The 461-nt window shown below is 71.4% G+C and carries 2 protein-coding genes; both read right to left on the bottom strand.

The features are described from left to right. Positions 1-295: LacI family DNA-binding transcriptional regulator (locus KBX53_RS35685; RefSeq protein ID WP_210864110.1), on the bottom strand; the 295-nt coding region annotated here is incomplete at its 3' end. Between the two features lie 19 nt (positions 296-314). Next, positions 315-461 (bottom strand): family 1 glycosylhydrolase (locus tag KBX53_RS35680; RefSeq protein WP_210864111.1); only part of this gene is annotated, 147 nt, incomplete at its 5' end.

Below are 461 nucleotides of genomic sequence, written 5' to 3'. Positions count from 1 at the left end.
CCGCCTCCAGCTCCTGACTGACGCCCCTGATGATGCCGGGGAAGACCTGGTCGTCGGAGAAGACCCGGGTGGCGGCCTCCGGCATGACCAGGGCGACCGAGTCGGTGCGTTGGGTGACCAGGCTGCGGGCGGCCAGGTTGGGCACGTACCCCAACTCGGCGACCGCCCGGGTGACCGCCTCGCGGATCGGCTCGGCGACGGTGGTGGAGCCGTTGACCACCCGCGAGACGGTGGCGCGGGACACCCCGGCCCGCGCCGCCACCGCCTCGAGCGTCGGCCGCTGCGCCGTCGTCATCGCGCCTTCCCCCCGCTCGTCACAGCCCGTTCCGGGAGATCACCTCCTGGTACCACCGGGCGCTGGCCTTCGGTGTGCGCCGCTGGGTCAGGTAGTCGACGTGCACGATCCCGAACCGCTTGCGGTAACCCTCCGCCCACTCGAAGTTGTCCAGGAATGACCATAC

The organism is Micromonospora sp. M51 (genome assembly GCF_018070305.1).
Lineage (GTDB): Bacteria > Actinomycetota > Actinomycetes > Mycobacteriales > Micromonosporaceae > Micromonospora > Micromonospora parva.
The sequence above is the reverse complement of the archived record's forward strand: the minus strand, read 5'-3'. Positions and strand labels throughout refer to the sequence as shown.